Origin of the sequence: Brevibacillus sp. MCWH (genome assembly GCF_013096935.1) — a bacterium.
Taxonomy (GTDB): Bacteria; Bacillota; Bacilli; order Brevibacillales; family Brevibacillaceae; genus Brevibacillus; species Brevibacillus aydinogluensis.
This window is the reverse complement of the sequence record NZ_SDLF01000145.1, coordinates 1-460: the sequence shown is the minus strand read 5'-3', so window position 1 is coordinate 460 and position 460 is coordinate 1. Positions and strand designations below refer to the sequence as shown.

At 42.2% G+C, this 460-nt stretch carries 1 protein-coding gene; it reads right to left on the bottom strand.

What is annotated here, in order from left to right; genetic code table 11:
- Positions 1-143: 143 nt before the first annotated feature.
- On the bottom strand, positions 144-460 hold a 317-nt coding region (locus ETC00_RS19790; protein WP_171567750.1), incomplete at its 5' end, for an HAD hydrolase family protein.

Here is a 460-nt window from a genome sequence, read left to right as displayed (position 1 = left end):
GTAATAACCTCTAAAGAACGTTGAAAACGATCAACCGGCTCAAGTCCGCAAATGTCAATACGCAATGAAATCACCTTTCGCTTCAAAGTATTAAACTCATTTAAGTGTACAGAAGAAGCGAAAAGCTCGTCAAGAAACGGAAATTATTTTTTCTCTGTCGTGCGAATTTGCCGTAAAAATTGCGGGCGATGTTGCTTTCGAAAATGTTCTTTAATCATATAAGCCACACCTAGTTGCTCGTTTGAGCGCGTCACCCAATCAGCAACCGCTTTTACTTCATTTGGCGCATTCCCCATCGCAACGCCAAGACCAGCCGCTTCAATGGCTGGCATATCATCCATATGATCGCCGATCACAACCATTTCTTTTAACGAAATACCAAGTTCGTTTCCGAGACGAATGAGCCCGTTTAGTTTTGAAACGTTTTTTGGCAACAATTCGATTTTCCCGTCACTAATGG